General features: G+C 66.3%; 26 protein-coding genes. 17 read left to right on the top strand and 9 right to left on the bottom strand.

Features of this window, described 5'->3' with window-relative positions; all coding sequences use genetic code 11:
* Window positions 1-137 precede the first annotated feature (137 nt).
* Window positions 138-695, top strand: coding sequence for an HD domain-containing protein (locus BIGA_RS01285; RefSeq protein ID WP_033505830.1), 558 nt, complete (start codon window positions 138-140; stop codon window positions 693-695).
* Window positions 696-707: 12 nt separating this feature from the next.
* The gene (locus tag BIGA_RS01280; RefSeq protein WP_033505828.1) at window positions 708-1,481 is read left to right on the top strand and encodes a putative ABC transporter permease; all 774 of its coding nucleotides are present in this window, start codon (window positions 708-710) and stop codon (window positions 1,479-1,481) included.
* Window positions 1,482-1,489: 8 nt separating this feature from the next.
* Here BIGA_RS01280 and BIGA_RS01275 read toward each other — a convergent pair whose 3' ends face one another.
* The 5 genes from BIGA_RS01275 to BIGA_RS01255 all read right to left on the bottom strand — a co-directional run bounded on the left by BIGA_RS01275 (window position 1,490) and on the right by BIGA_RS01255 (window position 5,873).
* A complete protein-coding gene (locus BIGA_RS01275; protein ID WP_033505826.1) occupies window positions 1,490-2,188 on the bottom strand; it encodes a hypothetical protein in 699 nt (232 codons plus the stop codon).
* Window positions 2,185-2,961: an ATP-binding cassette domain-containing protein gene (locus BIGA_RS01270; protein ID WP_033505824.1), complete on the bottom strand. Its 777-nt coding sequence runs from the start codon at window positions 2,959-2,961 to the stop codon at window positions 2,185-2,187. The genes BIGA_RS01275 and BIGA_RS01270 overlap by 4 nt, the downstream gene beginning before the upstream one ends.
* Window positions 2,962-2,980: 19 nt before the next feature.
* Window positions 2,981-3,280 carry a transcriptional regulator gene (locus tag BIGA_RS01265; RefSeq protein WP_033505823.1) on the bottom strand — a complete coding sequence of 100 codons (300 nt, stop codon included), beginning with the start codon at window positions 3,278-3,280 and terminating at the stop codon, window positions 2,981-2,983.
* Window positions 3,277-3,819, bottom strand: a complete 543-nt coding sequence (locus BIGA_RS01260; RefSeq protein WP_033505821.1) for a hypothetical protein — start codon at window positions 3,817-3,819, stop codon at window positions 3,277-3,279. Before BIGA_RS01260 ends, BIGA_RS01265 begins: the two co-directional genes overlap by 4 nt.
* A gap of 188 nt (window positions 3,820-4,007) precedes the next feature.
* On the bottom strand, window positions 4,008-5,873 hold the full coding sequence (locus BIGA_RS01255) for a DUF975 family protein (protein ID WP_237744009.1): 1,866 nt from the start codon (window positions 5,871-5,873) through the stop codon (window positions 4,008-4,010).
* A 109-nt stretch (window positions 5,874-5,982) separates the two neighbouring features.
* Between BIGA_RS01255 and tyrS the strand changes: the two genes are divergently transcribed.
* The 5 genes from tyrS (at window position 5,983) to BIGA_RS01230 (ending at window position 11,231) form a co-directional block, all read left to right on the top strand.
* Complete coding sequence (tyrS, locus tag BIGA_RS01250) at window positions 5,983-7,305, top strand: tyrosine--tRNA ligase (RefSeq protein WP_033505817.1); 1,323 nt, start codon at window positions 5,983-5,985, stop codon at window positions 7,303-7,305.
* Between the two features lie 147 nt (window positions 7,306-7,452).
* Window positions 7,453-9,225, top strand: coding sequence for a helicase (locus tag BIGA_RS09780; protein WP_033505815.1), 1,773 nt, complete (start codon window positions 7,453-7,455; stop codon window positions 9,223-9,225).
* A 4-nt stretch (window positions 9,226-9,229) separates the two neighbouring features.
* The gene (locus BIGA_RS01240) at window positions 9,230-10,282 is read left to right on the top strand and encodes an HAD-IIA family hydrolase (RefSeq protein ID WP_033505814.1); all 1,053 of its coding nucleotides are present in this window, start codon (window positions 9,230-9,232) and stop codon (window positions 10,280-10,282) included.
* An 8-nt stretch (window positions 10,283-10,290) separates the two neighbouring features.
* On the top strand, window positions 10,291-10,458 hold the full coding sequence (locus tag BIGA_RS09655) for a hypothetical protein (RefSeq protein ID WP_162832086.1): 168 nt from the start codon (window positions 10,291-10,293) through the stop codon (window positions 10,456-10,458).
* Entirely contained in the window at window positions 10,458-11,231 is a 774-nt protein-coding gene (locus BIGA_RS01230) for a TlyA family RNA methyltransferase (RefSeq protein ID WP_033505811.1), read from the top strand. The genes BIGA_RS09655 and BIGA_RS01230 overlap by 1 nt, the downstream gene beginning before the upstream one ends.
* Window positions 11,232-11,238: 7 nt before the next feature.
* Here the strand turns inward: BIGA_RS01230 and BIGA_RS01225 are convergent, their stop codons facing one another.
* The 3 genes from BIGA_RS01225 to BIGA_RS01215 all read right to left on the bottom strand — a co-directional run bounded on the left by BIGA_RS01225 (window position 11,239) and on the right by BIGA_RS01215 (window position 14,245).
* A complete protein-coding gene (locus BIGA_RS01225) occupies window positions 11,239-11,919 on the bottom strand; it encodes a hypothetical protein (RefSeq protein ID WP_033505809.1) in 681 nt (226 codons plus the stop codon).
* Window positions 11,920-12,071: 152 nt separating this feature from the next.
* Entirely contained in the window at window positions 12,072-12,725 is a 654-nt protein-coding gene (locus BIGA_RS01220) for a potassium channel family protein (RefSeq protein ID WP_033505807.1), read from the bottom strand.
* A gap of 68 nt (window positions 12,726-12,793) precedes the next feature.
* On the bottom strand, window positions 12,794-14,245 hold the full coding sequence (locus BIGA_RS01215) for a TrkH family potassium uptake protein (protein WP_081929303.1): 1,452 nt from the start codon (window positions 14,243-14,245) through the stop codon (window positions 12,794-12,796).
* Window positions 14,246-14,419: 174 nt separating this feature from the next.
* On the opposite strand from BIGA_RS01215, the gene BIGA_RS01210 reads away from it, so the two are divergent.
* The 7 genes from BIGA_RS01210 (at window position 14,420) to BIGA_RS01180 (ending at window position 20,905) form a co-directional block, all read left to right on the top strand.
* On the top strand, window positions 14,420-15,430 hold the full coding sequence (locus BIGA_RS01210) for an NAD kinase (RefSeq protein ID WP_051912196.1): 1,011 nt from the start codon (window positions 14,420-14,422) through the stop codon (window positions 15,428-15,430).
* Between the two features lie 6 nt (window positions 15,431-15,436).
* A complete protein-coding gene (locus BIGA_RS01205; protein WP_033505805.1) occupies window positions 15,437-17,296 on the top strand; it encodes a DNA repair protein RecN in 1,860 nt (619 codons plus the stop codon).
* A 127-nt stretch (window positions 17,297-17,423) separates the two neighbouring features.
* Window positions 17,424-18,083, top strand: coding sequence for an HAD family hydrolase (locus BIGA_RS01200; RefSeq protein WP_033505803.1), 660 nt, complete (start codon window positions 17,424-17,426; stop codon window positions 18,081-18,083).
* 118 nt (window positions 18,084-18,201) lie between these two features.
* Window positions 18,202-18,579 (top strand): GntR family transcriptional regulator, encoded by a 378-nt coding sequence (locus BIGA_RS01195; RefSeq protein WP_033505802.1) that lies wholly within the window; start codon window positions 18,202-18,204, stop codon window positions 18,577-18,579.
* Entirely contained in the window at window positions 18,576-19,463 is an 888-nt protein-coding gene (locus BIGA_RS01190; RefSeq protein ID WP_033505800.1) for an ABC transporter ATP-binding protein, read from the top strand. The genes BIGA_RS01195 and BIGA_RS01190 overlap by 4 nt, the downstream gene beginning before the upstream one ends.
* Before the next feature lie 3 nt (window positions 19,464-19,466).
* The gene (locus BIGA_RS01185; RefSeq protein WP_033505798.1) at window positions 19,467-20,174 is read left to right on the top strand and encodes an ABC-2 transporter permease; all 708 of its coding nucleotides are present in this window, start codon (window positions 19,467-19,469) and stop codon (window positions 20,172-20,174) included.
* A gap of 5 nt (window positions 20,175-20,179) precedes the next feature.
* Entirely contained in the window at window positions 20,180-20,905 is a 726-nt protein-coding gene (locus BIGA_RS01180; RefSeq protein WP_033505797.1) for an ABC-2 transporter permease, read from the top strand.
* A 176-nt stretch (window positions 20,906-21,081) separates the two neighbouring features.
* On the opposite strand, the gene thrC is transcribed toward BIGA_RS01180, so the two are convergent.
* Complete coding sequence (gene thrC / locus BIGA_RS01175) at window positions 21,082-22,569, bottom strand: threonine synthase (RefSeq protein ID WP_033505795.1); 1,488 nt, start codon at window positions 22,567-22,569, stop codon at window positions 21,082-21,084.
* 134 nt (window positions 22,570-22,703) lie between these two features.
* Between thrC and BIGA_RS01170 the strand changes: the two genes are divergently transcribed.
* The 3 genes from BIGA_RS01170 to nadD are packed head-to-tail and all read left to right on the top strand — an operon-like array spanning window position 22,704 to window position 25,287.
* On the top strand, window positions 22,704-23,990 hold the full coding sequence (locus BIGA_RS01170) for a glutamate-5-semialdehyde dehydrogenase (RefSeq protein ID WP_033505794.1): 1,287 nt from the start codon (window positions 22,704-22,706) through the stop codon (window positions 23,988-23,990).
* A complete protein-coding gene (locus tag BIGA_RS01165; RefSeq protein WP_033505792.1) occupies window positions 23,987-24,562 on the top strand; it encodes a hypothetical protein in 576 nt (191 codons plus the stop codon). The genes BIGA_RS01170 and BIGA_RS01165 overlap by 4 nt, the downstream gene beginning before the upstream one ends.
* Entirely contained in the window at window positions 24,559-25,287 is a 729-nt protein-coding gene (nadD, locus tag BIGA_RS01160; protein WP_033505790.1) for a nicotinate-nucleotide adenylyltransferase, read from the top strand. The genes BIGA_RS01165 and nadD overlap by 4 nt, the downstream gene beginning before the upstream one ends.
* Window positions 25,288-25,420 lie beyond the last annotated feature (133 nt).

Raw genomic sequence — 25,420 nt, 5'->3', positions numbered from 1 at the left:
CCGCTGACGTTGACGACGGGGGTACGGGGCGGGATTCATCCGGGCGGATGAGTGCCGGTGACCCCGGCTGCCCCTACAATCGGGAGCGGACGGATAATCGACCGCGCTCCTGCGCCGCTACAGTTGGGGGAACAATCATGCTGACACGACGGCAGATCCGCATGCTGGTGCACCGGCATGGCCGGGAGATTATCGCGCACGAGAACATGATGATCGAACGCCGCTGCTACCAGCACGGGGCCGTGACCACCTTCGCGCATTCGATCCGCGTGGCCTGCCTGGCCGTATGGATGGCCGACCGGCTGCGGCTGTGGCGGCGCGTCGATCTGCGCTCGCTGATCCGCGCCGCATTGCTGCACGACTATTTCCTCTACGATTGGCACGACTGGGACAACGGCGAACACCGGCTGCACGGCTTCACCCACGGGCGCGCCGCCCTGGAGAACGCGATGCGCGACTTCGGCGACCTCAACCATGTGGAGCGTGACAGCATCGCACGGCACATGTTCCCGCTGACCCCGCTGCCGCCGCGGTACATCGAAGGGTATCTGGTCACGATGGCCGACAAGGTGAGCGCCACCCGCGAAACCCTGTCCCCGGACCGGTTCAGCAAACAGCCGAAGGCGCCGGGGCGCGGCGTTGCGGTCCGTCGGCCTGCGCTGCCGTCCGCGGCGGCCCGGAACCGTCGCGGCTGAGGAAGATTCCCGATGCTTGCCGTCGAACACCTGTTCCTGTGGTTCCTGTTCTACTCGTTCCTTGGCTGGGTCTACGAGTCGATCCTGGTGTCCGTGCAGGAGCGCCGGTTCGTCAACCGCGGCTTCCTCAACGGCCCGCTGTGCCCGATCTACGGCACCGGGGCGGTGCTGGCCAGCCTGGTATTGGGCGGGTTGTCCGGGCATCCCGTGTTGCTGTTCCTCGTATCCGCACTGGGGGCGAGCGTCCTGGAATACGCCACGTCGTGGGCGATGGAACGGCTGTTCCACGCGCGATGGTGGGATTACACGGATTTCCGCTTCAATCTCAACGGGCGCATCTGCCTGCTGGGGGCCGTGGTGTTCGGTCTGGGCGGCGTGGTGATCGTGCGGGTCATCCAACCACAGGTGGAGTACTGGACGGGACTGATGCCCCTGCCGGTGGTGCACTGGCTGTCGATTGTGTGTCTGCTGCTGCTGATCATCGACCTGACGGTCACGGTGGCCGGCATCGCGCATTTCGACGACAGCCTGGCCGCGTTCACCGATATCGTGCAGGGATACGCGGCGAAGGCCGGCGACCATTGGCAGTGGGGCCGCGACGCGCTGCGCGGCAGGATCCATGACTGGGCCGAATCCTCGCAGGAGGTGTTGTCCGGTCTGCGCGACGTGGCCGCGCTGATGCTTAACGAACAGCAGCGCCGCATGATCGAGTCGTTCCCCCACTTGAAGTCCGTGAACTACGACCGCGTGCTGGAAACCATCCGCGAGCTGCTGCGCCGCGATTAGGACACCGGTCAGCCCAACGACCGGAACGTGTCGGTGTATCGGCGGCGGCAATGCCGTATGGCGACGGCCATCGTCACCGCGATGACGACGATCGCCAGCGGCGGTATGGCCAGCGGGCACAGCGTCAAGGCGATGATGACGACGGTCATCACCGCGATTATCGGCACAAGCGTCACCATCATGGCCAGGACCAGCTCGTTCGTATTATGCCCCGACGAAAGAATCATGGCCGCGACGGTGACGAATACGGACAACGCCGTGCACAGATACCCGCTCCAGGCGAGTGGGGAGCACAGCAAGGACGGATCCGTTATCGTGCCCCACCAGCAGTGCAAGCCGATGACGATCGCCAACATCGGCAGGGCCAACAGACAGGAGAGCAGGACGTGCGCCAGCACCATGCCGGCCATCGGCCTGCCGGATTCATGGTAGGCCTCCTCGACGAACCGGTTCGCCGACTCCCCGGAACCCAGATTGAGGGCCCCGATCGCATTCATGGACACCAGTGCCGCGCTCATCCAGCCGCAGCATGGTATGAGCAAACAGAAGAGGAACAGCTGCGTGCCGGTGACGCCTCCCAATGGATTGGGGATGATCGCTCCCTGCAACGCCATGACGGCGAACAGGAGCGGGGTGAGTGCGGCGGACGCCCAGAAGCTGCGGCTGCGGCGGCACAGCAGCCAGTCATACCAGAGCACGGCGTTCATGAGCGGTGGCTCCTTTCCTCGTTGAATCCGAACAAGACGGCCGGATGTGGTTCGTCGATGGTCATTGCCGCCTTGAACGTGTCGAAGTCGGGAAAATCGGCGATGCGGCGGTCGATGGCGATACGTCCGTGGTCGAACAGGATGGCACGGTCGGCGATGCGCCAGCAGTAGTCGAGGTCGTGGGTGATGGTCAGCAGGGTGCGGCCGGAATCGGAGAGCTGGTGTGACAGTTCGATGAGCAGGTCGCGTGTCGCCGGATCGACGGCGTTCGTCGGTTCGTCCAGCATGACCAGATGCGGGTGGAACAGCAGTCCGACCGCGATATCGGCGCGCCGGCGCAACCCGCTGGACAGCTCACCCACCTTGGTATCGAGACGGTCGGCCAGACCGAAGGCTTCGATCAGGGGAAGCCGGTCCAGCTGGTCCAAGTCAATCGGAGAAGGGTCTTGCCGCGTGGCGAACAGTTTGGCACGGAACGAGATGTTCTCCCGCAGGCTCAGCTGCATGGCGAGCGCGCCGTCCGCGGACAGCATGAATACGTCGCGCATGCCGTGGATGACGTCGGCGTTGACGATCGCTTCACCGGAACGCGGCCGCAACAGACCGGTGATGATGCGGAACAGTGTGGTTTTGCCCACCCCGTTGTACCCCAGTACGGCCAGCGACTGGCCGTGGGGAACATCGAAGCCGACATGGTCGAGCACCGTGTCGTGCCGGGTGTATCCGAAGGTGACATTGCGTACCGATATGGCGATCGGTGTGGATTCGGGCATGGTGTTGCCTCCTAGGTAATCAGATTTCGCCGGCGACGATACGGCGAAGGGCGGCGACGTGTTCGTCGAACGCACGGCGGCCTTGCTCGGTGAGTGCGACCCAGGTGATCTTGTAGCCTTTGTCGGCACCGGGTTTCTTGCTTAGCGACACGTAACTGTGGTCGGCCAGCGTCTTCAGATGCTTGGAGCAGGAGGCGTCACTGATCTGCAGGGTGTCGCGCAGGACGTCGAACCGCATGGGGGAGTAGGTGGCCAGCAGTCCGCAGATGCGCAGCCTGATTGGTGCGTGGATGACTTCATCGAATTGCGGTTCTCTCATGAGGGATCTTCCATGACGGTCTGTCGTTCGGACAGGGTGATGCCGGCCTGTTGCACGACGGCGGTGAGTGCGCCTGCGATGATGGCTACCGGCGGTATCCAGAGAAAGCTGGCCAGTCGGAAACCCAGCAATAGGCACAAGGCGGCGCTGCCGAGCATGATGGCAAGCAGCAGGGCGGAGACTACGATGCCGTGCAGAAGCCGTTGGCGTGCGGACCGTGGGACGTACTGTGTGCGGTCGAGGGACCAGAATCCCACGCCGCGAATACGTCTGACCGCAAGGATGATGGCGGCGCTGCCAAGCAGGCAGACGGTGTTGATGATGAGGGCGATGATCAGCAGGGCGGTGGTGTGCAACCCGAACAGGCTGCCTCCGGCGAACGCCGTGCCGATAACCCACCACATGACATCGAGCACGCCGGCGAGGATGCCGATGCCGACGGCGTAGAACCGCGGCATGCGGGTGCGCGCCATCAGGCGTGCGTGATCCGAGGATAGGGTGTCGAGCATATGCTGCGACGTCTGGATGTGTTCGTCCATATATCCCCCAAATACCGAGAACTTCTTTCCGTTGTGGAAAGCATATCACTTTCCATGGTGGAAAGAAGTTTTCGGTGTGTCACTCGGGGACGGCGTGCATCGAATCTGACGATGCGTGCGGTACTGTGTCGCCTCGCTGCAAAACCGGCCGCATCACCGCAACGGAGGCGACGCAGCCGGCGGCTTGGTCAGCCCTGCAATACCGGAATCGTCGGAATGGCGGAGTCGACCGCGGGCGCGGATATGGTGTCCGAGCCCTTGTAGTCGGTGATGCCGGCGCCGGTGTTGGGATGCTGCGCCGAATAGACCTGGTCGCAGCAATAGGCGACCAGCAGCACGGCGGCGACGACCGTCAGCACGCGTACGTTCGCACGGCGCAGCAGATCGTCAAGCGCCGGCGCCAGCAGGTAGACGATCGCCAGGCCGCCCAGACCGAAGGTGAGCAGGCCCTCGGCGCAGATGCGGCCGTTGAGGTTGAGGAAATACCCGGTGTAATCCCACCAGCGCTGGCCATCGTGCGTGACCTCCAGATACCAGGAGGAGAAATACTCGATCGCGCCGCACAGCGCCATCGCCGCCACGAATTCCAGCGCCGGCCTGCTGCGCAGTTTCTTGAGCAGCACGAGGATGGCGATGCCGCCGGTGCCGTAGATCGGCAGCCAGGGCCCGTGCAGGGTGCCGCGATTGACGAACATGCCTTCGGTGATGAAGGCGAGCGTGACCTCCCAGATCCAGCCGACGAAGCAGAAGATGAAGAACATCATCACCAGGTTGAGCACCGTGTAGCTGCGCGTGGCATCCGGGCCGGAGATCCGCTCCACCTTGGTGCCGATCGGGGCCGGGGCCAGCCGCCCGGGGTAGCAGCGGCCGTCCAGGATGTCCTGCGCGTGGTCGAGCGCATCCATCTGCGCCTCATGGCGCTGCCAGGCATCCACCTTGCCGTTGCGGCGTAGCGTGATGCCGAACCAGTCGGCCAGCAGCCCGGTGAACCCGGTCGGACGCTGCGCGTGCTCGCGGGATGTGGAGGCGATCGCCTCCGCGGCGTCGGCGTAGACGACCTCGACCGTCGCGCGGTCGGGGCGGACGAACAGCGCCTCGTCGCACAGCCGCTCGCTGCCCTCCACGCCGTTACCCTTGGCCAGGGCGCGCAGCCGCGCGTAATACTCGGCGAAGAACGCGGCCTGATAGCCGTTGAGCCAGAAGATGCCGACCAGACCGAACGTCAGCGCGCTCAGGACATGCCAGCCGATGAACGACAGCTGCATGACGAAGCACTCCCACTTGTGCCCCTTCATCATGCGGCGTGACAGGGTGATCGCCTCGTTGGCGCCCATCGTCGGATTCTCCGCCATGATGTACGGCACCAGGAAATAGGAATAGGATTTCACGAACAGTCCGACGATGGTGAACGACCACAGGATCAGATACAGCGTGGTCAGGAACATCGTCCAGGCCATATGCGGCCAGCGGCCGGTCTGGATCGGGTAGAGGAACCGGCGCAGCGGCACCTGCTCGTAGGTCCGGGCCTCCAGCATGATGCGCCGGATGATGATCGTGTAGGTCTCCTGGATGAACAGCCAGCCGAAGAGATACACGATAAGGCTGATGACGATCAGCGTGATGATGCCTGCGTTGGGCGACTGCAGGATCGAACGGGCGGCATCCGAGACGGTCAGCAGGATGCTGCCGGAGGAGAAGGAGTTCAGCACCGAGGCGAAGACGCCGCGGGAACGGCCGAGCATGGCGATGGTGTCGGCGTCCCGGATGTCCTGCTCGTTGCGCGCCACCTCGTCGCGGACCTGATCCTCGTTGCCCGTGGCCATCTGGCCGAGCATGGTCCCGAGCCGCTCGGTGGCCTGATCCACAACGGTCGGCTGCGCCATGGTCGGGTCCTCGTAGGACTCCACCCACAGCGACGAGGTGTATTCCACCCCGATGAGCGCGGCGATCAGACACATGACGACGATCAGCCAGTACTGGCGTTTGAACACGCCCTTGGCCGCGGCCTTCATGACCTTGCGGTCCATCACGGCATTCCTCTCCCTCTTGGTCATATCCCCCACAGTATCAGCAAGTCCACAGTGTCGGCCTCTGCTGTCAGACTGAGAACGCCTGAACAGCAGGCGCCAATCCGATACAACTCGATAGGGAGATGGAATAGCAATGGCTCACGTCATCGATTTCAAGGAGGCCGGGTTCGACACCCTCCTCGATGAGCTGGAATGGCGCGGGTTGATTTCCCAGTCCACGGACCGGGAGCGACTCGCCGAGGCACTGAACGGTGAGCCGATCACGTATTATTGCGGCTTCGATCCGACCGCACCCTCCCTGCATATCGGCAACCTCGTGCAGCTGATCAACATGCGCCACCTGCAGGCGGCCGGGCACCACCCGATCGCGCTGGTCGGCGGCGCCACCGGCCTGATCGGCGACCCGCGCCAGTCCGGCGAGCGCACGCTCAACCCCAAGGACGTGGTGGCCCAGTGGGCCGAACGCCTGAAATCGCAGATCGGCGGCATCCTGGAGACCGAGGGCGCCAACCCGGTCCGGTTCGTCAGCAACTACGAGTGGACCGCGAACATGACCGTCATCGACTTCCTGCGCGATGTCGGCAAGAACTTCCGCCTGGGCACCATGCTGGCCAAGGACACGGTGGCGAGGCGCCTGAACTCCGAGGACGGCATCAGCTTCACCGAGTTCAGCTACCAGGTGCTGCAGGGCAACGACTACCTGCATCTGTTCGACGAGTACCACTGCACGCTGCAGCTGGGCGGCAACGACCAGTGGGGCAACCTGACCTCCGGCCTGGACCTGATCCACAAGGTGCGTGGCGTGGATGTCAACGTGTTCACCAGCCCGATCATCACCGACGCCCAGGGCAAGAAGTTCGGCAAGTCCGAGGGCAACGCCGTGTGGATCGACGGCACGATGCTCAGCCCGTACCGCTTCTACCAGTTCTGGTTCAACCGCCCGGATGTGGAGATGGAGAGCCTGCTCAAGGCGTTCACGTTCCTGCCCAAGGCCGAGATCGAACGTCTTGTCGAGGAGAGCCGGACCAACCCCGGCGCCCGTGAGGCGCAGCGCACGCTGGCGTGGGAGGTGACGAGCTTCGTGCACGGCGAGGCGGCCACGCAGGCGGCGATCGATGCCTCAGCGGCGCTGTTCGGCCGCGGCGGCGACCTGGCGTCCATTGACGAGGCCACGCTTGAGGCCGCACTGGACGGGTTGAAGGTGGAGAACGAGGACGGTTCCAAGGACTTCGCCCGCGTGGCCGTGGGCGATCGCGTGGCCGAGGCCGGCGTGAGGGCCGGACTGTTCAAGTCGATCTCCGAGGCGCGCAAGACCATCAGGTCCGGTGGCGTGTACCTGAATAACGTGCGTGTGGACGACGAGGAGCAGGTGCTGGGTGAGTCCGACCTCCTGCAGGGGCGGTTCGCACTGATCCGCCGCGGCAAGAAGGCGCTTGGCGTGGTGGCGGCCCGCTGACGATTGACATTTCCGATCCATGACGGTGTCCCGCCGTTGAGGCCCCGAGGGCCGACGCGGCGGGACACCGTGCGGTTCGGGCAACGATGTAGGCTATCGGTAACGATGAACGGCCGTTGACAGCAGCGGCGGATGAAAAGGAACGACATGGCAGAAGGCAACAACAATCACGCTTCGCACGGTGGCCGCTCGTACGGCGGCCGCAAGCCCGGCTCCGGCCGCCCCGGCAATCGCGGGGGCAAGGGGTTCAAGCCGCGCGGCAACGGCGGCAAGAGCTACGGCGACAAGGGGTTCAGGCCGCGCCGTCACGATGACAACGGCGGGTACCGTCGCCACGATGACGCACGGCATGGTGCCGGTGACGGCGAGCGCCGGTTCCACCGCGACGGTGAACGTCATTACAACGGCGAGCGTCGGTTCCACCGTGACGGTGAACGCCGTTACAACGGCGAGCGCCGCTACAACGGCGAGCGTCGCTACAATGGTGACGGCGAACGCCGCTACAACGACGGTGAGGGCGAGCGTCGTTACGGCAACGGCGGCCATCGTAACGGACAGGGTGGCGGCAACCGTTCCTTCCATCACGGCAACGGGCAGGGCAATCGTTCCGGCTTCCGTCGTAACGGCCAGCATGGCGGCGACAATCCGCGCTATCGTGACGGCGGCCGCGATGGATTCCGCGACCAGAACCGTCCGTATCATCAGGACCGCCAGGACCGCCGACACGACGGGCAGGCCCGCGACGAGCGTCGGGAGTTCACCCCCGAGGAGAAGCGCCAGTACCGTGAGGCCAAGCGCGGCGAGTACATGTCCAAGCCACGCCGCAATTCCGACGGCACGATGAGCTTCCCCTCGCAGAACCCGTATACCGACCGCCGTCCGGGAGAGCCCAAGATGCCCAAGGGGCTTGAATGGTCGATGCTTTCCAAGGACGAACGCGAACGCCTGCGCGGTCTGTCGAAGGAGCATGCCGAGAACATCGGCCTGCATATCCTGGCCGCGTACGCGCAGGAGGAGAACGATCCGGAGAATGCGCTGGCGCATGCCAAGTGGGCCGCCAAGCAGGCCTCCCGCATCGACATCGCCCGTGAGACGCTGGCGTTCATCGCCTACCGTCAGGGCGACTACAAGCTGGCGATGCGCGAGTTCCGCACCGCCTACCGCATGAACGGCTTCCTGGATTATCTGCCGTTCATCGCCGACTGCGAGCGCGGCGTGGGCAATCCGAAGAAGGCCATCGAGCTGGCCATGTCCGACGACGCCAAGTATCTGCGCGGCGAGGCCAAGGCCGAGATGTTCCTGGTGTACGCCGGCGCCCTGGGCGATCTGGAGCTGTGGGACAAGGCCATTCAGATCGTGCATACGCTGGGCCGTTCCAAGGGATTGGCCGGCGCCTACCGCATGCGCGCGGTCCAGGCCGAGCAGTACTTCCTCGAGGAGGCCGGACGCACGGACGAGGCGGTGGCCCTCGACACCATGCTGGACAAGCTGGAGATGCAGTACGCCGACGTGGACGAGGACGAGACCGATGAGGACGTGCTGATCGACTACGATCTGCAGACCATGTCGGAGGACCTGATGGAGGACCTCGGCATCACCGCCGACGACGCGCGCTTCGCTCCGGACGACGAGGCCGACGAGGGCGAGCATGGCGAGGGCCGGGCCGATGAGTCCGACACCGACGACGAGTCGGGCGAGGACGAGTCGGAGGACGCCGATTTCACCGTGGACGACGAGGTGCGCGAGATCCTGGCCGACGCCGGCATCGACGATGACGACACCGAATCCGACGACGAGAGCGAACTGCCCGCGCAGGAGGCGCAGGACGGCGCCTCATCCGTGGTCGAACCCGCCACCGGCGAATCGGACGCCGACCAGCCGCAGGACGACTCCACCGAGCCGGCCTCCGACGAGGACTGACGGCATGCCGGCGTACCTTCGCGGCTCCGATCGCCCGTTGGCCGAAGCCTACGCGCTGGCGCTGCTGGACCTGGACGGCGTGGTCTACCGAGGCAAGAACCCGGTGGACCACGCCTCCGATGCCATCAGAGACGCCGAGCGTAGGGGCATGGCCATCGAATACACCACGAACAATTCCTCGCGCTTCCAGTCCGTGGTGGCCGATCAGCTCATCGGATTCGGCCTGAGCGTCGAACCCCGGCAGGTCATCACCTCCTCGGTGGTGGCCGCACGCATGGTCGCCCGCGCGGTGCCGCACGGCGCGAAGGTGCTGGTGGTGGGTGCGGAGCATCTGCGCGAGGAGATCGCCCGGCAGGGGCTTGAGATCGTGGAGCGCGCCGAGGACGATCCCGCCGCCGTGGTGCAGGGCTGGTACCCCGATATGACCTGGAACCAGCTGGCGCAGGCGGCCTTCGCCGTGGAGCGTGGCGCCGCCTATTACGTGACCAACCGCGATCTGACCATACCCCGCGAACTGGGCATCGCCCCCGGATGCGGGTCGATGGTCCAGGCCGTCGTCAACGCCACCGGCGTGCAGCCCGCGGCCTGCGCCGGCAAACCGGAATCGGCCATGTACGACGAGGCCCGGCTGTTGGCGGCCGCCGACGGCGCGGAACCGGTCCGGCGGGAGCTGTGCCTGGCCATCGGCGACCGTCTGGACACCGATATCGAGGCGGGCAACCGCGGCGGCTACGATTCCCTGGCCGTGCTGACCGGCGTGACGAACCCGCATGAGCTCATGCTCGCCCCCCGCCACCTGCGGCCGACCTTCATCGCCCGCGACCTGCGCGCGTTGAACGAGCCGATACCCGCGCCGCGCCGTGAACCGGACGGGCGCTGGGTGTGCGGACGGGACGAGGCCGCCATCGACGCCGCGGGACGACTGACCGTCAGCGACGCGACGGCCATGGATGCGCTGCGGGCGGCATGCTGCGCCGCCTGGGAGGCCTCGGACAACGGACGAGCGTTGGATGCCGACATCCTGCCGGATTTCGGCCTCATCGGAGCGGGGGAGTGAACATCACCATGCCGGATGCCGATAGCGAATCGCAGCGGGAGACCCCGGCACCGTTGACCGCGCGGTTCCCCGAACTGGCGGAACTCGACGGATTGGACGACGACCAACGCATCGCGGCCTTCCAGCAGGTTCTGGACGCGCTGCAACAGGATCTCAACGAAAGCCGGGATATCTGATGGGCATCGACAACGGCGGCACCACAATCCCCGACCGTCTGGACGCCGCACTCGTGGCGCTGGGGCTGGTGGAATCCCGGGCCAAGGCGCAACGGCTGATCAAGTCGGGCAAGGTCATGGTCGACGGCGTCACCGCCGTCAAACCGGCGCAGACGATCGCCTCCGCCTCGGACATCGCCATCGACAAAGGCGACGACTATGTCTCCCGCGGCGCCTACAAACTGGTCGGCGCATTCGACGCGTTCCGTGCCGCGGGGCTGCCGGAGCCGGTCGGATTCGACTGCCTGGACATCGGCGCGTCCACCGGCGGATTCTGCGACGTGCTGCTGCGGCGCGGCGCGCACCGCGTCATCGCCCTCGACGTCGGCCACGGACAGCTCGACCCGCGCATCGCAGGCGATCCGCGCATCATCGAGATGAGCGGCGTCAACATCCGCGACGTGCGGGACGACGATCTGCCCTACCGGCCGCGGATGGTGGTCTCCGACGTCTCGTTCATCTCGTTGACGTACGTCATCCCGGTGATCGCACGCATCGCCGCCCCCGACGCGCATATCGTGCTCCTGGTCAAGCCGCAGTTCGAGGTCGGCAAGGGGCATCTGGGCAAGGGCGGCATCGTCGAGGACCCCGCATTGCGCGAGCGGGCGCTGGCGGCCGTCGCCGCATGCGCCGACGAATGCGGATTGGACGTCGTCGCCACGGCGCCATCGCCGATCGAGGGGACGCACGGCAACGCCGAGTACCTGCTGTACGCGCGCGCGGCGGAGCGCTGAGCGGCGTTCAGGCCCTGCGGCGTTTGAGATGCGTCTGCGAACAGGTCGGGCAGAACAGCGACACATCCGCCGTGCCGTCGCCGGCGACATGCGAGGCGTTGCACAAGCGCTCGATCCGGCAACGCTCCGACAGCTCCACGGCGTCGGCATGCAGGGTCACGCATGTCAGGGCATGGACGCGCACCGCATTGCCGACCACGGTGCGGGCGCGGCTCGATGCGGTGTACTCGCCCATCGCATGCCGCGTCAGCATCATGCTGTGCAACGGTTCGATGCTCAGCGTATCGGTCCGGACATCCGCGCTTTCGAGCACGCCGTGCAACGTGACCGACGCGGCCGAGATGACACTGCCGTTGCTCAGCATGCCGTCGACGGCAACATCCCGCGCGCATACGAGGTCTCCGTCGGCGCTCACGACGCCGACGAATCGCAGCGTCTGACAGGACAGCCTGCCCGAGACGTGGATCTCACCGTATCCGATGATATTGCGGACGTCCATATCCCCGGCGCACACCATGCGGCCCGCCTTGCACTCCACCGTTCCGCCCCGGCATCCAACCATGGCCACCACGCCGGCGACCACCAGGGTGTCGAAGACCACCCCCGGATCGATGACGGTGTGGCCGCGGGCCACGATCGTGCGGTATCGCCCGGCGGCGACATGACCATCCGACAGACGCAGATTCATGGTGCTCTCCCTACATGACGGCAGCATCGCCGTACCTTTCGATTATCGGAGCGCACACCGCCGATGCAAGCGGCTCTGCAGGTCATCCGTCGCGCGCCGACCGGGGAGCCGCGCCGTTCCGCGGCTTTTCGTCATGCAGGTCCCGGGCGGTGTCATCCGCGGATCAATTGTTCGATCTGGTCCTGCGTGCCCATGAGAATCAGCTCGTCATTGCGGTGCATGACCAGATCCTTCGACCCGTATTCCAGGTCGCGGTTCGGCGATTTGACGGCGACCACGGTCACCCCGTACCGTTCATGCACCTGGGCCTCCGCGATGCTGTAGCCGATCAGGTGGTTCGGGGTGTGGATCTTGACGACCGTGTGCGGGCCGTCGATCTCGATGTAGTCCAGGTAGTTGCCGGAGACGAGGTGGCCGACGCGCTTGCCGGCATCGGTCTCGGCATTGATGATGTGCGTGGCGCCGATGCGTTCGAGAATGCGCGCATGCTGGAGGGAAACGGATTTGGCCCAGATGTCGCTGATGCCGGCGTCCAGCAGGTTGCCCGTCACCAGGACCGAGGCCTCCACGCTGTCGCCAATCGCCACGACGGCGGTGGTGAAGTCGGTGATGCCGATCTGTTCGACCGCCATCACGTCGGTCAGATCGGCCTGCACGGTGGGCAGGATCGACGACCATCGGCTGACCAGTTCGGCGTTCCTGTCGACCGCGAGCACGTCCTGCCCCATATGGTCGAGCGTGGTGGCCACGGCGCTGCCGAACCGTCCCAACCCGACCACCAGCACACTGCGATTGCCGTTCGCCATCGTCCCATTCCTTTCCTGTACGCGCTACGCGGGCCGCATCCATGCCACCCATAACGGGCGACGGGGTATTACCCCACGATGATACTTTCCTCCGGATACCGCATCGCCTCCGTGGCATGCGGCCGGCTGATCGCGTAGACGACCGATGTCGGCCCGATCCTGCCGGCGATCATCAGCAGCGCGAGGATGACCAGCGTGGCCGGCTCCTGCGCATTCGCCACGCCGACCGAATAGCCGCCGAGGCTCAGGGCCGAACAGGCTTCGAACAGCACATCGCTCAGCGGCTTGCCGGTGACGAACATCAGCGCGAGCGAGGCGGCGAAGGTGAGCAGGGCGAAGATCAGGGTCACGCTGACGGCCATCATCACCACGCGCATGGGCAGACGGCGGCGGAAGGCCGTCACGTCGCCGTGCCCGGTCAACGCGGCGCGGCAGGTCAGCACCAGCACGGCCAGCGTGGTGACGCGGATGCCGCCGGCCGTGGAGGAGCTGCCGCCGCCGATGAACATCAGCATGCTCATGAACACACGGGTCGGATCGCTCAGCTCCGGCACCCAGGACAGGTCGAACCCGGCCGATCGGGGCATCACCGCGGCGGACAGCGCGGCCTGGAGCTTGACGCCGAGATCGGCGTCGGCATACAGCCGCGGGTTGTTCCACTCGACCGCCACGTACCACAGCAGGGAGCACAGGACCAGCGCGAACGTGGTGACCAGCGTGAGCTTGGTATGCAGCTGCCAACGGCGCGGCGGGATGCGGCGGCGGCAGGCGCGCGCCAGGTTGAGCAGCACGGGGAAGCCGAGCGTGCCGCAGAACGCGCTGAGCAGGATCGGCAGGCCGACGGCCGGGTTATTGACGTGCAGACCCGCCGCATCCGGCGTGAACCCGGTGTTGTTGTAGGCCGACACCGCGTAGAACAGCGCCTCCCAGGCCGTCTGCCCCCAATCGCCCCGGTTGATGGAGAACAGCCCGGGGAACAGGGCCGCGAACGTGATGCCCTCGATGATGAACGTGGTGGCGAACACCACGGCGAGCACGTCCCTGGTCTCGCCCAACGCCGAGGCGCCCAGTTCGTTGGCGGTGCGCAACCGCTGCGAGGCGCGCAGATGCCGTGCCGTGGCCAGCATGATCAGCGAGGCGAAGGTCATGACCCCGAGCCCGCCCAATTGCACCGACACCAGGATCACGCACTGGCCGAACACGCTCCAATGCTCGGTGCTGTTGACGATGGGTATGCCGCAGGTGGACAGGGCCGACACCGCCGTGTAGAACGCGGTCAGCGGGTCCGTGGAACCGGGGGAGCGCGAGGAGACGGGCAGCGTCAGCAGCACGGTGGCGATGACGACCAGCATGATGAAGTAGATGATGGTCAACCGTCCGGGGTAGGCGAGCAGCAGGTCGCTGAACACCCGCGTGCGGGCGGAGGGGTTCTGATCGGGGTCCACCAGCGCGCGCCACAGATCGGTGCCGCGGGGCGCGCGCCGGCGAATCGACGGTCTATGGCTGTTGGATGGCTTCATGCACTGCTCCTTACCGGGAACCGGCCCCGCTGCGGCCCGTAGTGCGTCCGTGACGCCGATCCGGACACATGTTCGGCCGACGGCACCATTGTACGGCGCGCAGGGGCGGCTTCGATTAGGATGGGTGTGGGCGGCCGGAACGCCGCCGCATGGACCTTGAACGGAAGGGGCATTATGGGCAGCGATCGCCGTGCCGTGGTGGTGACGCACAGCCGTCTGCGCGAAAGCGGAACGGTGGTGCCCGAGGCGGTGGATCAGCTGCGTCACGCCGGCTTCCGCGTGACGATCGTCGACAACGTGGCCGCGCCGCGCTTCGGCGGCGACTCGCCGCGCGTGGACCCCGACACCGAGATCGTGGTGGTGCTGGGCGGCGACGGCACGATCCTGCGCGCCGCCGAGCTGGTGCACTGCACCGACGTGCCGATCCTGGGCGTGAACCTCGGCCATGTGGGGTTCCTGGCCGAATTCGAAAGCTTCCAGATGAGCGAGGCGATCCAACGCATCGCCGACCGGGACTATTCGATCGAGGAGCGCATGATCGCGCATACCGACGTGTGGATGCCCGGCGCGGACAAGCCGTTGGAGGACTGGGCGCTGAACGATATCACGCTGGAGCGCGTGGACCGCGGCCGGATGGTGGAGCTGTCCATCCGCGTGGACGACGTGGAGATGAGCTCGTTCGGGTGCGACGGCGTGATCGTCTCCACCCCGACCGGATCCACCGCCTACGCGTTCTCCGCCGGCGGGCCGATCATCTGGCCGAACGTCAAGGCGTTGCAACTGGTACCGAACGCCGCGCATGCGCTGTTCGCGCGCCCGCTGATCATCGGTTCGCACTCGACGTTCACCCTGGACATCCTGGAGGAGTCCTCCACGAACGGCTGGATCTGCTGCGACGGGCGCCGTCAGCGCGAACTGCCGAAGGGCACGCGCGTTCAGGTGCGCGAATCGCGCAACATGCTGCGCTTGGCACGTCTGTCCGGCGCACCGTTCACCAGCCGTCTGGTCAGCAAATTCGACCTGCCGGTGGTCGGCTGGCGCGAACAGGCGCGCAAAACCGGCGACGTCCACCACGGGCAGGTCGCGGTCTCCTGGCCGTCCGCGGCCAAAGTCGTGCACAGCGATGACGCCGACCGCTGCTGCGGCACCTGCGCCACCGGGGACACCGGCGGAAGCGAGGTCTGATCCGGCATGCTGGAGGAACTCGAAATCCGCAATCTGGGGCCCATCCGATCGGCCGTGCTGACGCCCGCCCCGGGTATGACCGCCATCACCGGCGAAACCGGTGCCGGCAAATCGATGCTGCTGAACGCCATCCGACTGATCTCCGGTGCCGCCGCCGACGCCAATCGCGTGTCGTCGGGCGCGGACGCCGCATGGGCGCAAGGGGTGTTCATGGCCGGGCCGCAGACCGCGGCGGCCGCCATCGCCGCCGAGGCCGGGGTCGAGCCGGAGGACGGCGAGCTGTTCCTGGCACGCAGCGTGCCGGCGTCCGGGCGCTCGCGCGCCACGGCGAACGGCCGTAGCGTACCCCGATCCGTGCTGGGCCGCATCACCGACGAACTGGTCACGGTGCACGGGCAGGCCGACCAGCTGCGCATCGCCTCCGCCGCCAGACAGCGCGAGTTCCTGGACGCCGTGGCCGGCGACCAGGCGGAACTGGCCTCATACCGACAGGCGTGGGAGGCGTTGGCGGCCATGGACGAACGGCTGGAGAAACTGGCCAGCCAAGAGTCCTTGATCCGGCAGCAGGCCGACTACCTACGCGAATCGATCGAGCGCATCAATCGGGTCGATCCGCAGCCGGGGGAGGACGAGGACCTCAAGACCCGCCGCAGCCGCATCGAGAACGCCGCGGAGATAGCCCAGGGCGTGGGCGGCGCGCTGGGCGCGTTGGACGCCTCGGCGGTCGACGGCGATCCGGACGCATTGGGGGCCTCGGATCTGATTACACGCGCCGTGCAGCACCTGCGCGCCATCCATGTGGAGGGGCCGTTCTCCGATCTGGCCGACCGTCTGGAATCGATCGGCGCGGATCTGTCGGATGTGGTGTTCAGCCTTTCCCGCCAGATCGATATGGAGGAGGGCGTCGACGATCTGGACGCGATCAACGGGCGCATCCACGAGCTCGACGAGCTGACCCGCCGTTGGGGGCCGACCCTGGCCGACGTAATCGCCTGGCGTGACAGGGCCGTGCTGGACGTGGAGGATCTGGACACCTCGCCGGAGAAGCTGGCCGAGCTCCGGCAGGAGCGCCGGCGGCTGTTCGAGGACGCGCTGGAGGCAGCCGATAGGCTGTCGTCCGTGCGTCGGCGGGCGGCGGAGGAACTGTCCGCGCGCGTGGGCGAGGAGCTGTCCTCGCTGGCGATGTCCGGAGCGGGATTGGAGATCCGCGTCACGCCGCGGGAGGCGGACGAGGCCCGCGGAGGCACATGGCCGCTGGACGCCAACGGACGCGACGACATCGCGTTCCTGTTCACCCCGTTCCCCGGTTCGCCGCAGCTGCCGATGGGCAGAAGCGCATCGGGCGGCGAGCTGAGCCGACTGATGCTGGCATTGGAGCTGGTGGCCGCCGAACGCCGCATGGGATATGGGACGGACGACGTTTCGGTCGCCATCCCGGATGCCGATGGTGGCGACGGGTCCACCGAAACGGACTCAGAAAGGGCAGGCGTGACCGATTTCGGCGGCGTGCGGGCCGATGATCCCCCGGTGCGGCCGGGCCAGCCCGCCATGACCTTCATCTTCGACGAGGTCGACGCCGGCGTCGGCGGCAAATCCGCCGTGGAGCTCGGACGTCGTTTGGCCCGGCTGGCCCGCGTCGCGCAGGTCATCGTCGTCACCCATCTGGCGCAGGTCGCTTCCTGGGCGGACGCCCAGTTCGTGGTCAGCAAGGGCGGCGACCCGTCCGCCGACGGCGTGGCCACTACCGTGCACGAGGTGCGTGAGGAGGAGCGTGTGGCCGAGATCGCACGCATGCTCTCGGGCAGCGAGTCGGAGACCTCGCTGGACCATGCGCGCGAACTGCTCGCCGAAAGCCGCTTGGGCTGAACCGGCGGCCCGGCCGGCCCGTCGTGATGCCCGGCTGTCCGGCCCGCCGTCCCCGCTGTCCGGCCCGTCGTTACGCGCTTGTCCGAATCGGGGGATTCGGACAAGCGGGATGGACTATGCTTGGTATATGGGCATCAATACGGGTAAGGCCGCCATCTTCGATCTGGATGGCACATTGCTGGATTCCATGGGCGTGTGGGATCAGGTCGACATCGACTTCCTGGGACGCCGCGGCATCGAGGTGCCGGACGATTACATGACCAAGGTCTCCGCGATGCAGTTCCGCCAGATCGCAGAATACACGATCGCGCGCTTCGGCTTGGAGGACACCCCCGAGCAGCTGATGGCGGAATGGGACGAGATGGCCCGGGTGGCCTACTCCACCGTGGTCGAGGCCAAGCCGCACGCCGTCGAGTACCTGCACCTGCTCAGGACGTCGGGCGCCAAGCTGGCCGTGGCGACCTCGCTGCCGCCCGCCCTGCGCGACCCGGCGATGGCGCACGTCGGCATCGGCGGCCTGTTCGACGAAGTGGTCAGCGTCGATGACGCGGGCGACGTGAGCAAGGAAAGTCCGGACGTCTACCTGCTGGCGGCCGAACGCCTCGGCGTCTCGCCGGCCGACTGCACGGTGTTCGAGGATCTGCTGGTGGGCATCAAGGCCGCCAAGTCGGTGGGCATGACGGTCTGGGCCATGAACGACGATTCCTCCGCCGGCGACTGGGCCGAGATCTGCGAGGTGTCTGACGGCGTGCTCTTCGATTTCTCCGACGCCCCCGAGATCCTGTAATCTCGGCCGCCGCGCCGACTGTTATGTTCCGAGTTGAACAGTTGCCCCGAAACTGTTATAGTGTTATATAGAACAGTTAATCACTGTTCCGCTAGCACAATCAGAAAGGGGATACGCGGTGAAGCTGATCATCTCATCCGTGTCCGGAGAACCGATCTACGAGCAAATCAAGGATCAGATTCGAGCGGCGGTGCTCTCGGGCGAACTCGCCGCAGGGGAGGCGCTGCCCTCCCTGCGCAAGCTCGCCAAGGAGCTGCGGATCTCGGTGCTCACCGTCACCAGGGCGTACAACGAACTGGCCGACGAGGGCATTGTGGAGAACATCCAGGGCAAAGGCACGTTCGTGATGAGCCAGGGGACCGAGCTGATGAAGCGGCGGGCCCGCACGCGCATCCAGCGGATCTTCGACGAGACCTGCACGGCCGCCAAGGCCGCCGACATCCCGCTGCTCGACCTGATGGCGATGCTCGAGGCAAGCTACAAGGACCAGTCATGACCACCACACCACCGATGGCGCTGTCCGTCACGGGCGCGACCAAACACTACGATTCCGGCTTCACGCTGGAAGACGTCACCTTCGACCTGCCCGCCGGCTACATCATGGGCCTGATCGGCCCGAACGGCGCCGGCAAGTCCACGCTCATCAAGCTGATCCTCAACATGATCCGCCGCGACGCCGGCCAGATCCAGGTCCTGGGTCTGGACGCGATCGCCGACGAGGAGGCCGTCAAGGAGCAGCTCGGCGTGGTCTTCGACACCAGCTACTTCGTGGACACCTGGAGCGTCGACAAGGTCGAACGCGTCATGCGCGGCATGTACCGCACCTGGCGGCATGAGGCCTTCGACGGCCACCTCAGGCGATTCGGCCTGGACCGCGGCAAGAAGGTCAAGGAGCTCTCCCGCGGCATGCAGATGAAGCTCATGCTGGCCGTGGCGCTGAGCCACGACGCCCGTCTGCTGATCCTGGACGAACCGACCAGCGGCCTGGACGTGCTCGCCCGCGACGAGCTGATGGACATCCTCGCCGCCACCATCGAGGACGGCGAGCGCAGCATCCTGTTCTCGACGCATATCACCGCCGACCTGGAACGCGCCGCCGACTTCATCACCTACATCACCCGCGGCGAACTGTATTTCACCGGTCCCAAGGACGAGTTCGAGGACTCGTTCCGCATCGTCAAGGCCGGCCTCGACCTGCTCGACCGGCTGCCCGCCAAGGCGTGCGTCGGCGTGCACCACTACTCCACCGGTTTCGACGCGCTGGTGCGCAGCGAGAACCTGCCGATCTTCCCCGCGGACCAGATCGTGGTCGAGCCCGCGTCGATCGACGACATCATCCGCCTGACCAACGTCGGGCAATCCTCGCTGGGGGAGGTGTGAGCCATGCGTGCCGTACTGGTTTCGTTCCGTCTGGACATGGCCCGCATCACCGTATCGTCGGCCAGCGGCTTCGTGCCGTTCCTGCTGCCGCTGCTGTTCGCCGTCATCTTCGGCTTGGCCGGCAGAACCTCCGGTGCCGCCGACTTCGCCACGGGCGGCGTGGTCGGCAGCGTGTTCGGCGTCGGCACGATCCTGCCGATCAGCGCGTTCAGCTACGAATGGCTGGAGCAGCATGGGCGGATGAACGGCATCATCCCCGCCGACCGCACGCACCAGGTCATCGGTCGGTATCTGACGCTGCCGGTGTTCGCCGCCATCATCATTGCGGAGACGACGCTGGCGCTTGCGATCCTGCATCTGACGGCCCACGGGAACCTGAACGGTCTGGCGCAGGCCCTGACGACGTCGGTGCTGGGCAGCACATGGTCGTTCATGGTGTTCGAGCTGGTCCTGTTCCCGCTGTTCTACCGGTGGAACGACATGCGCAAGGCGTTGCTGTGCGTGGCGGCGTTCTTCGTCGGGGTGGCCGTGTTGGTCACCGTGACGCTGTATCTCGTGCCGGAGGATGCGTTCAACGCGTTCGGCGACGCCGTTGCACAGGCGATGGCGAACCCGGCGGTCGGCATCCCCGCGGGGCTGGGGGTCCTTGTCGTCATGACGGCCGTCTCCCTGCCGGTGTCGATCGTCTGCCGGCGCCGAAAGGAGTTCTGAGGACCATGAAGGACGCATCCGTTGCGATTCGCCGTGCGATGCGGCTTGACTACCAGACGATTACCGATTCGGGATTGGTCTCCACACTGGTGACGTTCCTGTTCCCGCTGCTGTTCCCGCTGATCGCGTTCATGGTCGGCACGGTGGGCGCGCTGGCGTTGTGCCTGACGCTGACCGTCGGGTACTGGGCGCTGTCCGCGGCCGGGCTGTTCGTGAACACTAGCAGCGTCCAATGCGGCCGTCTCAGCGCGCTGGTGCCGGTCACACGGTCCCATCAGGTTGTGGGCCGATACCTGTCCGCCGGCGTGCTCGGCGTGGTCTGCCTGGCGGAGATCATCGTGCAGATCGGCCTGCTGTGGCTGATCGACGTCGTCTGGATGCCGTTGCCGTGGCAGGATGATTCGACGCCGGTCTCGGTGTTGCCGACGGGCATGGTCGTGGGTGTGGCGATGGCTGCGTTCGTTGCGATCGTGGCGTTGGAGATGCCGTTCTACTACGCCTTCGAGTTCACCAAGGCGTCCAGCTGGTTCTGGTCGGCCGTGTTCGTCGTGGCTGGTGCGTTCGGCGTGGGCATCATCCTGATACCCGACGAGGTGTTGCACTCGATGGCCGAATCGCTGGCCGCCATGCCCGGCTGGATGTGGGGGCTGATCGGCGTCATCGGCTGCTCGGCGGCGGTCGCCGTCTCCTACGCCATCTCCCGCCATATCTGGCTGAACAAGGAACTGTAACCCCGAACCCTCTCAGCGACGCGGCAGGGGGGCACAAACCAATACACGCTCGGCCTCCACGGACTCTGACACTTCTCGGCCAAAACCTCAATCAGCAAAACGTTGAAATTCCAACGATTCCGTTGATTGGATCACGGTCACAAAGTGTCAGGGTCCGGGGAGGCCGGGCGTGTCGGTCAGAGGGCGTGCGCGGCGCGCTCGACCACGCCGGCCATGCCGTCGATGGCGACGACGTCGTCGAACCGCACCGCGGCGTTCTCCAGACCACGCAACGCGGCGGGGGCCGTCGTCCCGGTCTCGCGGGCCAGCACATCCATGCATGCGAAGTCGGTGCCGGTCGCCTCGAAGCCCAGCGACTCGTTGACCACGCGCGGGAACTTGTACGGGCTGGCGGTGCTCAGCAGCACGCGCGGCACGGACGGATCGCGCGGCATCTGGCGGAGCACGAAATAGCCGCAGGCCGTATGCGGGTCGATCACGTAACGGTTCCTCTCCCAGCAGTCGCGGATGGACTCGCGCACCTGATCCTCGTCGGCCCAGCCGCAGCCGAAGACATGGCGGATACGCGCCAGCATCTCATCCGGGATCTCATAAGCGCCCCACTGGTTCAGATCGTTCATCAGCATCGAGATCAGACGCGAGTCCTTATCGGACATGTAGTACAGCATGCGCTCCAGATTCGAGGAGATCAGGATGTCCATCGAGGGGGAGATGGTCTGGAAGAACGGACGCTGGCGGTTGTACGTGCCGGTGGTCAGGAACTCGAAGAGCACGTTGTTCCTGTCCGAGGCCACGATCAGATGCTTGACCGGCAGGCCCAGCAGCTTGGCGTAATAGCCGGCCAGGATGTCGCCGAAGTTGCCGGTCGGCACGCAGAACTCCACCTCGTCGCCCAGCGCGATCGCCCCGCGCTCCACCAGCTGCACGTAGGCGGAGAAGTAGTACACGACCTGCGGGACCAGACGGCCCACGTTGATCGAGTTCGCCGACGACAGGCGCACATGCGCGTCGCCGGCCAGACGGGCGGCCAGGTCACGGTCGCCGAAGATCCGCTTGACCGCGGACTGCGCGTCGTCGAAGTTGCCCTCCACCGCGCACACGGTCACGTTCGAACCCGTCTGCGTGGTCATCTGCAGCTCCTGCACCTGGCTGACCTTGCCCTGCGGATAGAACACGGTGATGCCGGTGCCCGGGGCGTCGGCGAACCCCGCCAGCGCGGCCTTGCCGGTATCGCCGGAGGTGGCGGTCACGATCATGATCTTCTCGTCCGCCCCACCGTCGGCGGGGGCGGTGCGGGCCATGAACCGGGGCAGGATCTGCAGCGCCACATCCTTGAACGCGGAGGTCGGGCCGTGGAACAGCTCCAGGACCCAGTCCTCGCCCAACGGCTTCAACGGGGTGATCGCCCCGTCCCCCCATTGCGGGCCGTACGCGGCCTCGACGCACTCGCGCAGCTCGGCCTCGGAGAAATCGGGCAGCAGCGCGCCCAGCACCGTCACCGCGATGTCCTGATACGACTTGCCGACCAGCTGAGCCACGTCCACGCGGGTCTCGCCCAGCGCGTCGGTGACGAACAGACCGCCGTCGGCGGCGATGCCTTGGCGGATCGCCTGCTTGGAGGTCAGGGAATCGGTGGTGCTGCGCGTGCTATGGAACGTGGTCACGTTGTATCCTCCGCGAATCGTCGGGTTGCCAAACGCTCCTAAGTCTATCCTTGAGCATGGGCAGCCCCATGGCGGTGCGCCCATATCCCGGAACACCCGTCATGACGACGCATGCGTGCGATACCCTAAGGTGTATGACGAATCCCGAAGTGCACGCCGCCGTCAACGCCCTGGCCGACGCCGCAGCCACCGCGCAATCCGACCTTGCCCACACCACCGGCGAAACCAGGAACGACCTGCTGGAGGCCCTGGCCGACGCCCTGGACGCCCAAGCCGACCACATCGCCGAAGCCAACGCCGCCGACATGGCGCAGGCTCGCGCCGACGGCATGGACGAGGGTAAGCTCGACCGCCTGTACTTCGGGGCCAAACGCGTCCGGCAGAGCGCGCAGGGCGTGCGCCACGTGGCCACGCTGCCCGATCCGCTCGGCGAGATCGTCCGCGGCTCCACCCTGCCCAACGGCCTGCGGCTCCAACAGATCCGCGTGCCCATCGGCGTCATCGGCATGATCTACGAGGCCCGCCCCAACGTGACCGTGGACGTGGCCAGCCTGTGCCTGAAATCCGGCAATGCCGCCATCCTGCGCGGCGGACACGCGGCCGAACGGACCAACGCCGCCACGCTGGAGGTCATCCGCGGCACGCTCGCCGAGCACGGCCTCGACCCGGCCCTGGTGGCCAGCGTCGACGCCTACGGCAGGGACGGGGCGACCGCCATGATGCAGGCGCGCGGCCACATCGACGTGCTGGTGCCGCGCGGCGGCGCCGGGCTCATCCAGTCCGTGGTCCGCAACTCCACCGTGCCCGTCATCGAAACCGGCGCCGGCAACGTGCACATCTACATCGACCGCAGCGGCGACCCGGAGAAGGCCATCCCGATCCTGCTCAACGCCAAGACGCAGCGCGTGGGCGTATGCAACGCCGCCGAGAAGCTGCTCGTCCACAGGGACGTGGCCGAAGGGTTCCTGCCGGTGGCCGCGCAGGCGCTCGCCAACGCGCATGTGGCCATCCGCGCCGACGAGACCGCGTACCGCATCATCGGGCAGTCGCACATCCTGGATCTGGACCTGGCGCATGCCGACGAGCAGGATTGGGACACCGAGTATCTGGCGCTGAAGATCGGGATCAAGGTGGTCGACTCGCTGGACGAGGCGATCGCCCACATCAACGCCCACTCCACGGGACACACCGAATCGATCATCGCCGAGGACTACTCGGCTGTGGAAACGTTCACCCAGCGTATAGACTCGGCAGTAGTGATGGTCAACGCCTCCACGCGGTTCACCGACGGCGGTGTGTTCGGCTTCGGCGCCGAACTGGGCATCTCCACGCAGAAGATGCACGCCCGCGGTCCGATGGGCCTGAGGGAGATGACCACGACCAAGTGGATCGGATACGGAACAGGGCAGGTGCGAGCATGAGTGAGGAAGCGACAACCGGCGGTGAGGCGAATGTGGCGAACCCGTGGGGAGCCGATCTGGACGATCCGCGGCTGGGGCTGCGGATCGCGGCGGAACGGTTGAGCCTGGTGCGTTACGTGTTCCTGGTGCAGATCGAGGACGGCATCGCCACGGCGGCGCAGCGCGCCTCGCTCGAATACGCGGACGCGGTGCTGATCGGCTGGCCGGAGACCGACTCGCATGAGGTCGCCGACCTGGACGGGGACCAGCTGGCCACGGTAGGCGCGCAGATGGAACTGATGGAGCGGCGGATCCTGGACTTCCGCAGGCAGGAACGGGACGGGGACGTCGACGGGATGACCGACACGCTGGTCAAGGTCACCGAATGCGTGGCCGTGATCCGCGGACTGTACCAGCCCGACTTCGCGCTGCCGACCTTCGCCGAGATCCAACAGGTCGTGCAGGACGAGTGGGACGAGGACATGGACAGGATCGACGCCGACGGCGCCATCTCCACGGCCGACCAGGCCGAGCAGGAGACGCGCGAGGCCGATCGCCGGCAGACCGGACATGAGGGGGGCGTTGCCGCATGACCGCGGATACGAGCGAGACGATGGCGGGGGAGCAGGAACGCCGGATGTCCGACCTGCTGCCCGCGTCGGCGACGCAAAGCGTCCACGCGCCCGGCAAAGGCAGGCTTTCGGCACGAGGCAACTGGCACAGCCGTCGGCGCATCGGCATCATGGGCGGCACCTTCGACCCGATCCACAACGGGCACCTGGTGGCCGCCTCCGAGGTGTCCTGGGTATACGACCTGGACGAGGTGATCTTCGTGCCGACCGGACGCCCCGTGTTCAAGCTCGACAAGCATGTGACCAACGCCGAGGACCGGTACCTGATGACCGTGATCGCCACAGCGTCCAATCCGAAATTCACCGTGTCCCGGGTGGATATCGACCGTCCCGGCATCACCTACACCATCGACACGCTGCGTGACATCCGGGCGCAGCATCCGGACGCGGAACTGTTCTTCATCACCGGCGCGGACGCGGTGGCCGAGATCATGGAATGGAAGGACGCGGAGCGGATGTGGGACCTGGCGCACTTCGTGGCCGTGACCCGCCCGGGGTACTCCGGCCCCGAGGGGGCGCACCTGCCCGAGGGCAAGGTCGACACCCTGGAGATCCCCGCGCTGGCGATCTCCTCGACCGACGTGCGGCGCCGCGCCGCGCACGACGAGCCGGTCTGGTACCTGGTGCCCGACGGCGTGGTCCAGTACATCGGCAAACACGGTCTGTACCGGCGGCGGTCGGAGTAGCAGGCGCGGGATTCCGCCGATGTGAGCGTTATCAGCGAGGTCTTGGTCGGCGGCGTCCGGCCGTGTCGCACGTCGGCGCACATGGTTAGACTAAGGTTCAGTCCACGTCAGCGAAACACACGTTTGGAGATAC

It is taken from the genome of Bifidobacterium pullorum subsp. gallinarum (assembly GCF_000741215.1).
Taxonomy (GTDB): Bacteria; Actinomycetota; Actinomycetes; order Actinomycetales; family Bifidobacteriaceae; genus Bifidobacterium; species Bifidobacterium pullorum_B.
Note: the sequence above shows the minus strand (reverse complement) of the source record. Positions and strands in the feature narration are given on the sequence as shown.

What these genes read in the sequence shown, in the direction of transcription:
- BIGA_RS01285 (WP_033505830.1), top strand. Translation starts at nt 138, where the DNA reads ATGCTGACACGACGGCAGATCCGCATGCTGGTGCACCGGCATGGCCGG.
- BIGA_RS01280 (WP_033505828.1), top strand. Translation starts at nt 708, where the DNA reads ATGCTTGCCGTCGAACACCTGTTCCTGTGGTTCCTGTTCTACTCGTTC.
- BIGA_RS01275 (WP_033505826.1), bottom strand. Translation starts at nt 2,188, where the DNA reads ATGAACGCCGTGCTCTGGTATGACTGGCTGCTGTGCCGCCGCAGCCGC.
- BIGA_RS01270 (WP_033505824.1), bottom strand. Translation starts at nt 2,961, where the DNA reads ATGCCCGAATCCACACCGATCGCCATATCGGTACGCAATGTCACCTTC.
- BIGA_RS01265 (WP_033505823.1), bottom strand. Translation starts at nt 3,280, where the DNA reads ATGAGAGAACCGCAATTCGATGAAGTCATCCACGCACCAATCAGGCTG.
- BIGA_RS01260 (WP_033505821.1), bottom strand. Translation starts at nt 3,819, where the DNA reads ATGGACGAACACATCCAGACGTCGCAGCATATGCTCGACACCCTATCC.
- BIGA_RS01255 (WP_237744009.1), bottom strand. Translation starts at nt 5,873, where the DNA reads ATGACCAAGAGGGAGAGGAATGCCGTGATGGACCGCAAGGTCATGAAG.
- tyrS (WP_033505817.1), top strand. Translation starts at nt 5,983, where the DNA reads ATGGCTCACGTCATCGATTTCAAGGAGGCCGGGTTCGACACCCTCCTC.
- BIGA_RS09780 (WP_033505815.1), top strand. Translation starts at nt 7,453, where the DNA reads ATGGCAGAAGGCAACAACAATCACGCTTCGCACGGTGGCCGCTCGTAC.
- BIGA_RS01240 (WP_033505814.1), top strand. Translation starts at nt 9,230, where the DNA reads ATGCCGGCGTACCTTCGCGGCTCCGATCGCCCGTTGGCCGAAGCCTAC.
- BIGA_RS09655 (WP_162832086.1), top strand. Translation starts at nt 10,291, where the DNA reads ATGCCGGATGCCGATAGCGAATCGCAGCGGGAGACCCCGGCACCGTTG.
- BIGA_RS01230 (WP_033505811.1), top strand. Translation starts at nt 10,458, where the DNA reads ATGGGCATCGACAACGGCGGCACCACAATCCCCGACCGTCTGGACGCC.
- BIGA_RS01225 (WP_033505809.1), bottom strand. Translation starts at nt 11,919, where the DNA reads ATGAATCTGCGTCTGTCGGATGGTCATGTCGCCGCCGGGCGATACCGC.
- BIGA_RS01220 (WP_033505807.1), bottom strand. Translation starts at nt 12,725, where the DNA reads ATGGCGAACGGCAATCGCAGTGTGCTGGTGGTCGGGTTGGGACGGTTC.
- BIGA_RS01215 (WP_081929303.1), bottom strand. Translation starts at nt 14,245, where the DNA reads ATGAAGCCATCCAACAGCCATAGACCGTCGATTCGCCGGCGCGCGCCC.
- BIGA_RS01210 (WP_051912196.1), top strand. Translation starts at nt 14,420, where the DNA reads ATGGGCAGCGATCGCCGTGCCGTGGTGGTGACGCACAGCCGTCTGCGC.
- BIGA_RS01205 (WP_033505805.1), top strand. Translation starts at nt 15,437, where the DNA reads ATGCTGGAGGAACTCGAAATCCGCAATCTGGGGCCCATCCGATCGGCC.
- BIGA_RS01200 (WP_033505803.1), top strand. Translation starts at nt 17,424, where the DNA reads ATGGGCATCAATACGGGTAAGGCCGCCATCTTCGATCTGGATGGCACA.
- BIGA_RS01190 (WP_033505800.1), top strand. Translation starts at nt 18,576, where the DNA reads ATGACCACCACACCACCGATGGCGCTGTCCGTCACGGGCGCGACCAAA.
- BIGA_RS01185 (WP_033505798.1), top strand. Translation starts at nt 19,467, where the DNA reads ATGCGTGCCGTACTGGTTTCGTTCCGTCTGGACATGGCCCGCATCACC.
- BIGA_RS01180 (WP_033505797.1), top strand. Translation starts at nt 20,180, where the DNA reads ATGAAGGACGCATCCGTTGCGATTCGCCGTGCGATGCGGCTTGACTAC.
- BIGA_RS01170 (WP_033505794.1), top strand. Translation starts at nt 22,704, where the DNA reads ATGACGAATCCCGAAGTGCACGCCGCCGTCAACGCCCTGGCCGACGCC.
- BIGA_RS01165 (WP_033505792.1), top strand. Translation starts at nt 23,987, where the DNA reads ATGAGTGAGGAAGCGACAACCGGCGGTGAGGCGAATGTGGCGAACCCG.
- nadD (WP_033505790.1), top strand. Translation starts at nt 24,559, where the DNA reads ATGACCGCGGATACGAGCGAGACGATGGCGGGGGAGCAGGAACGCCGG.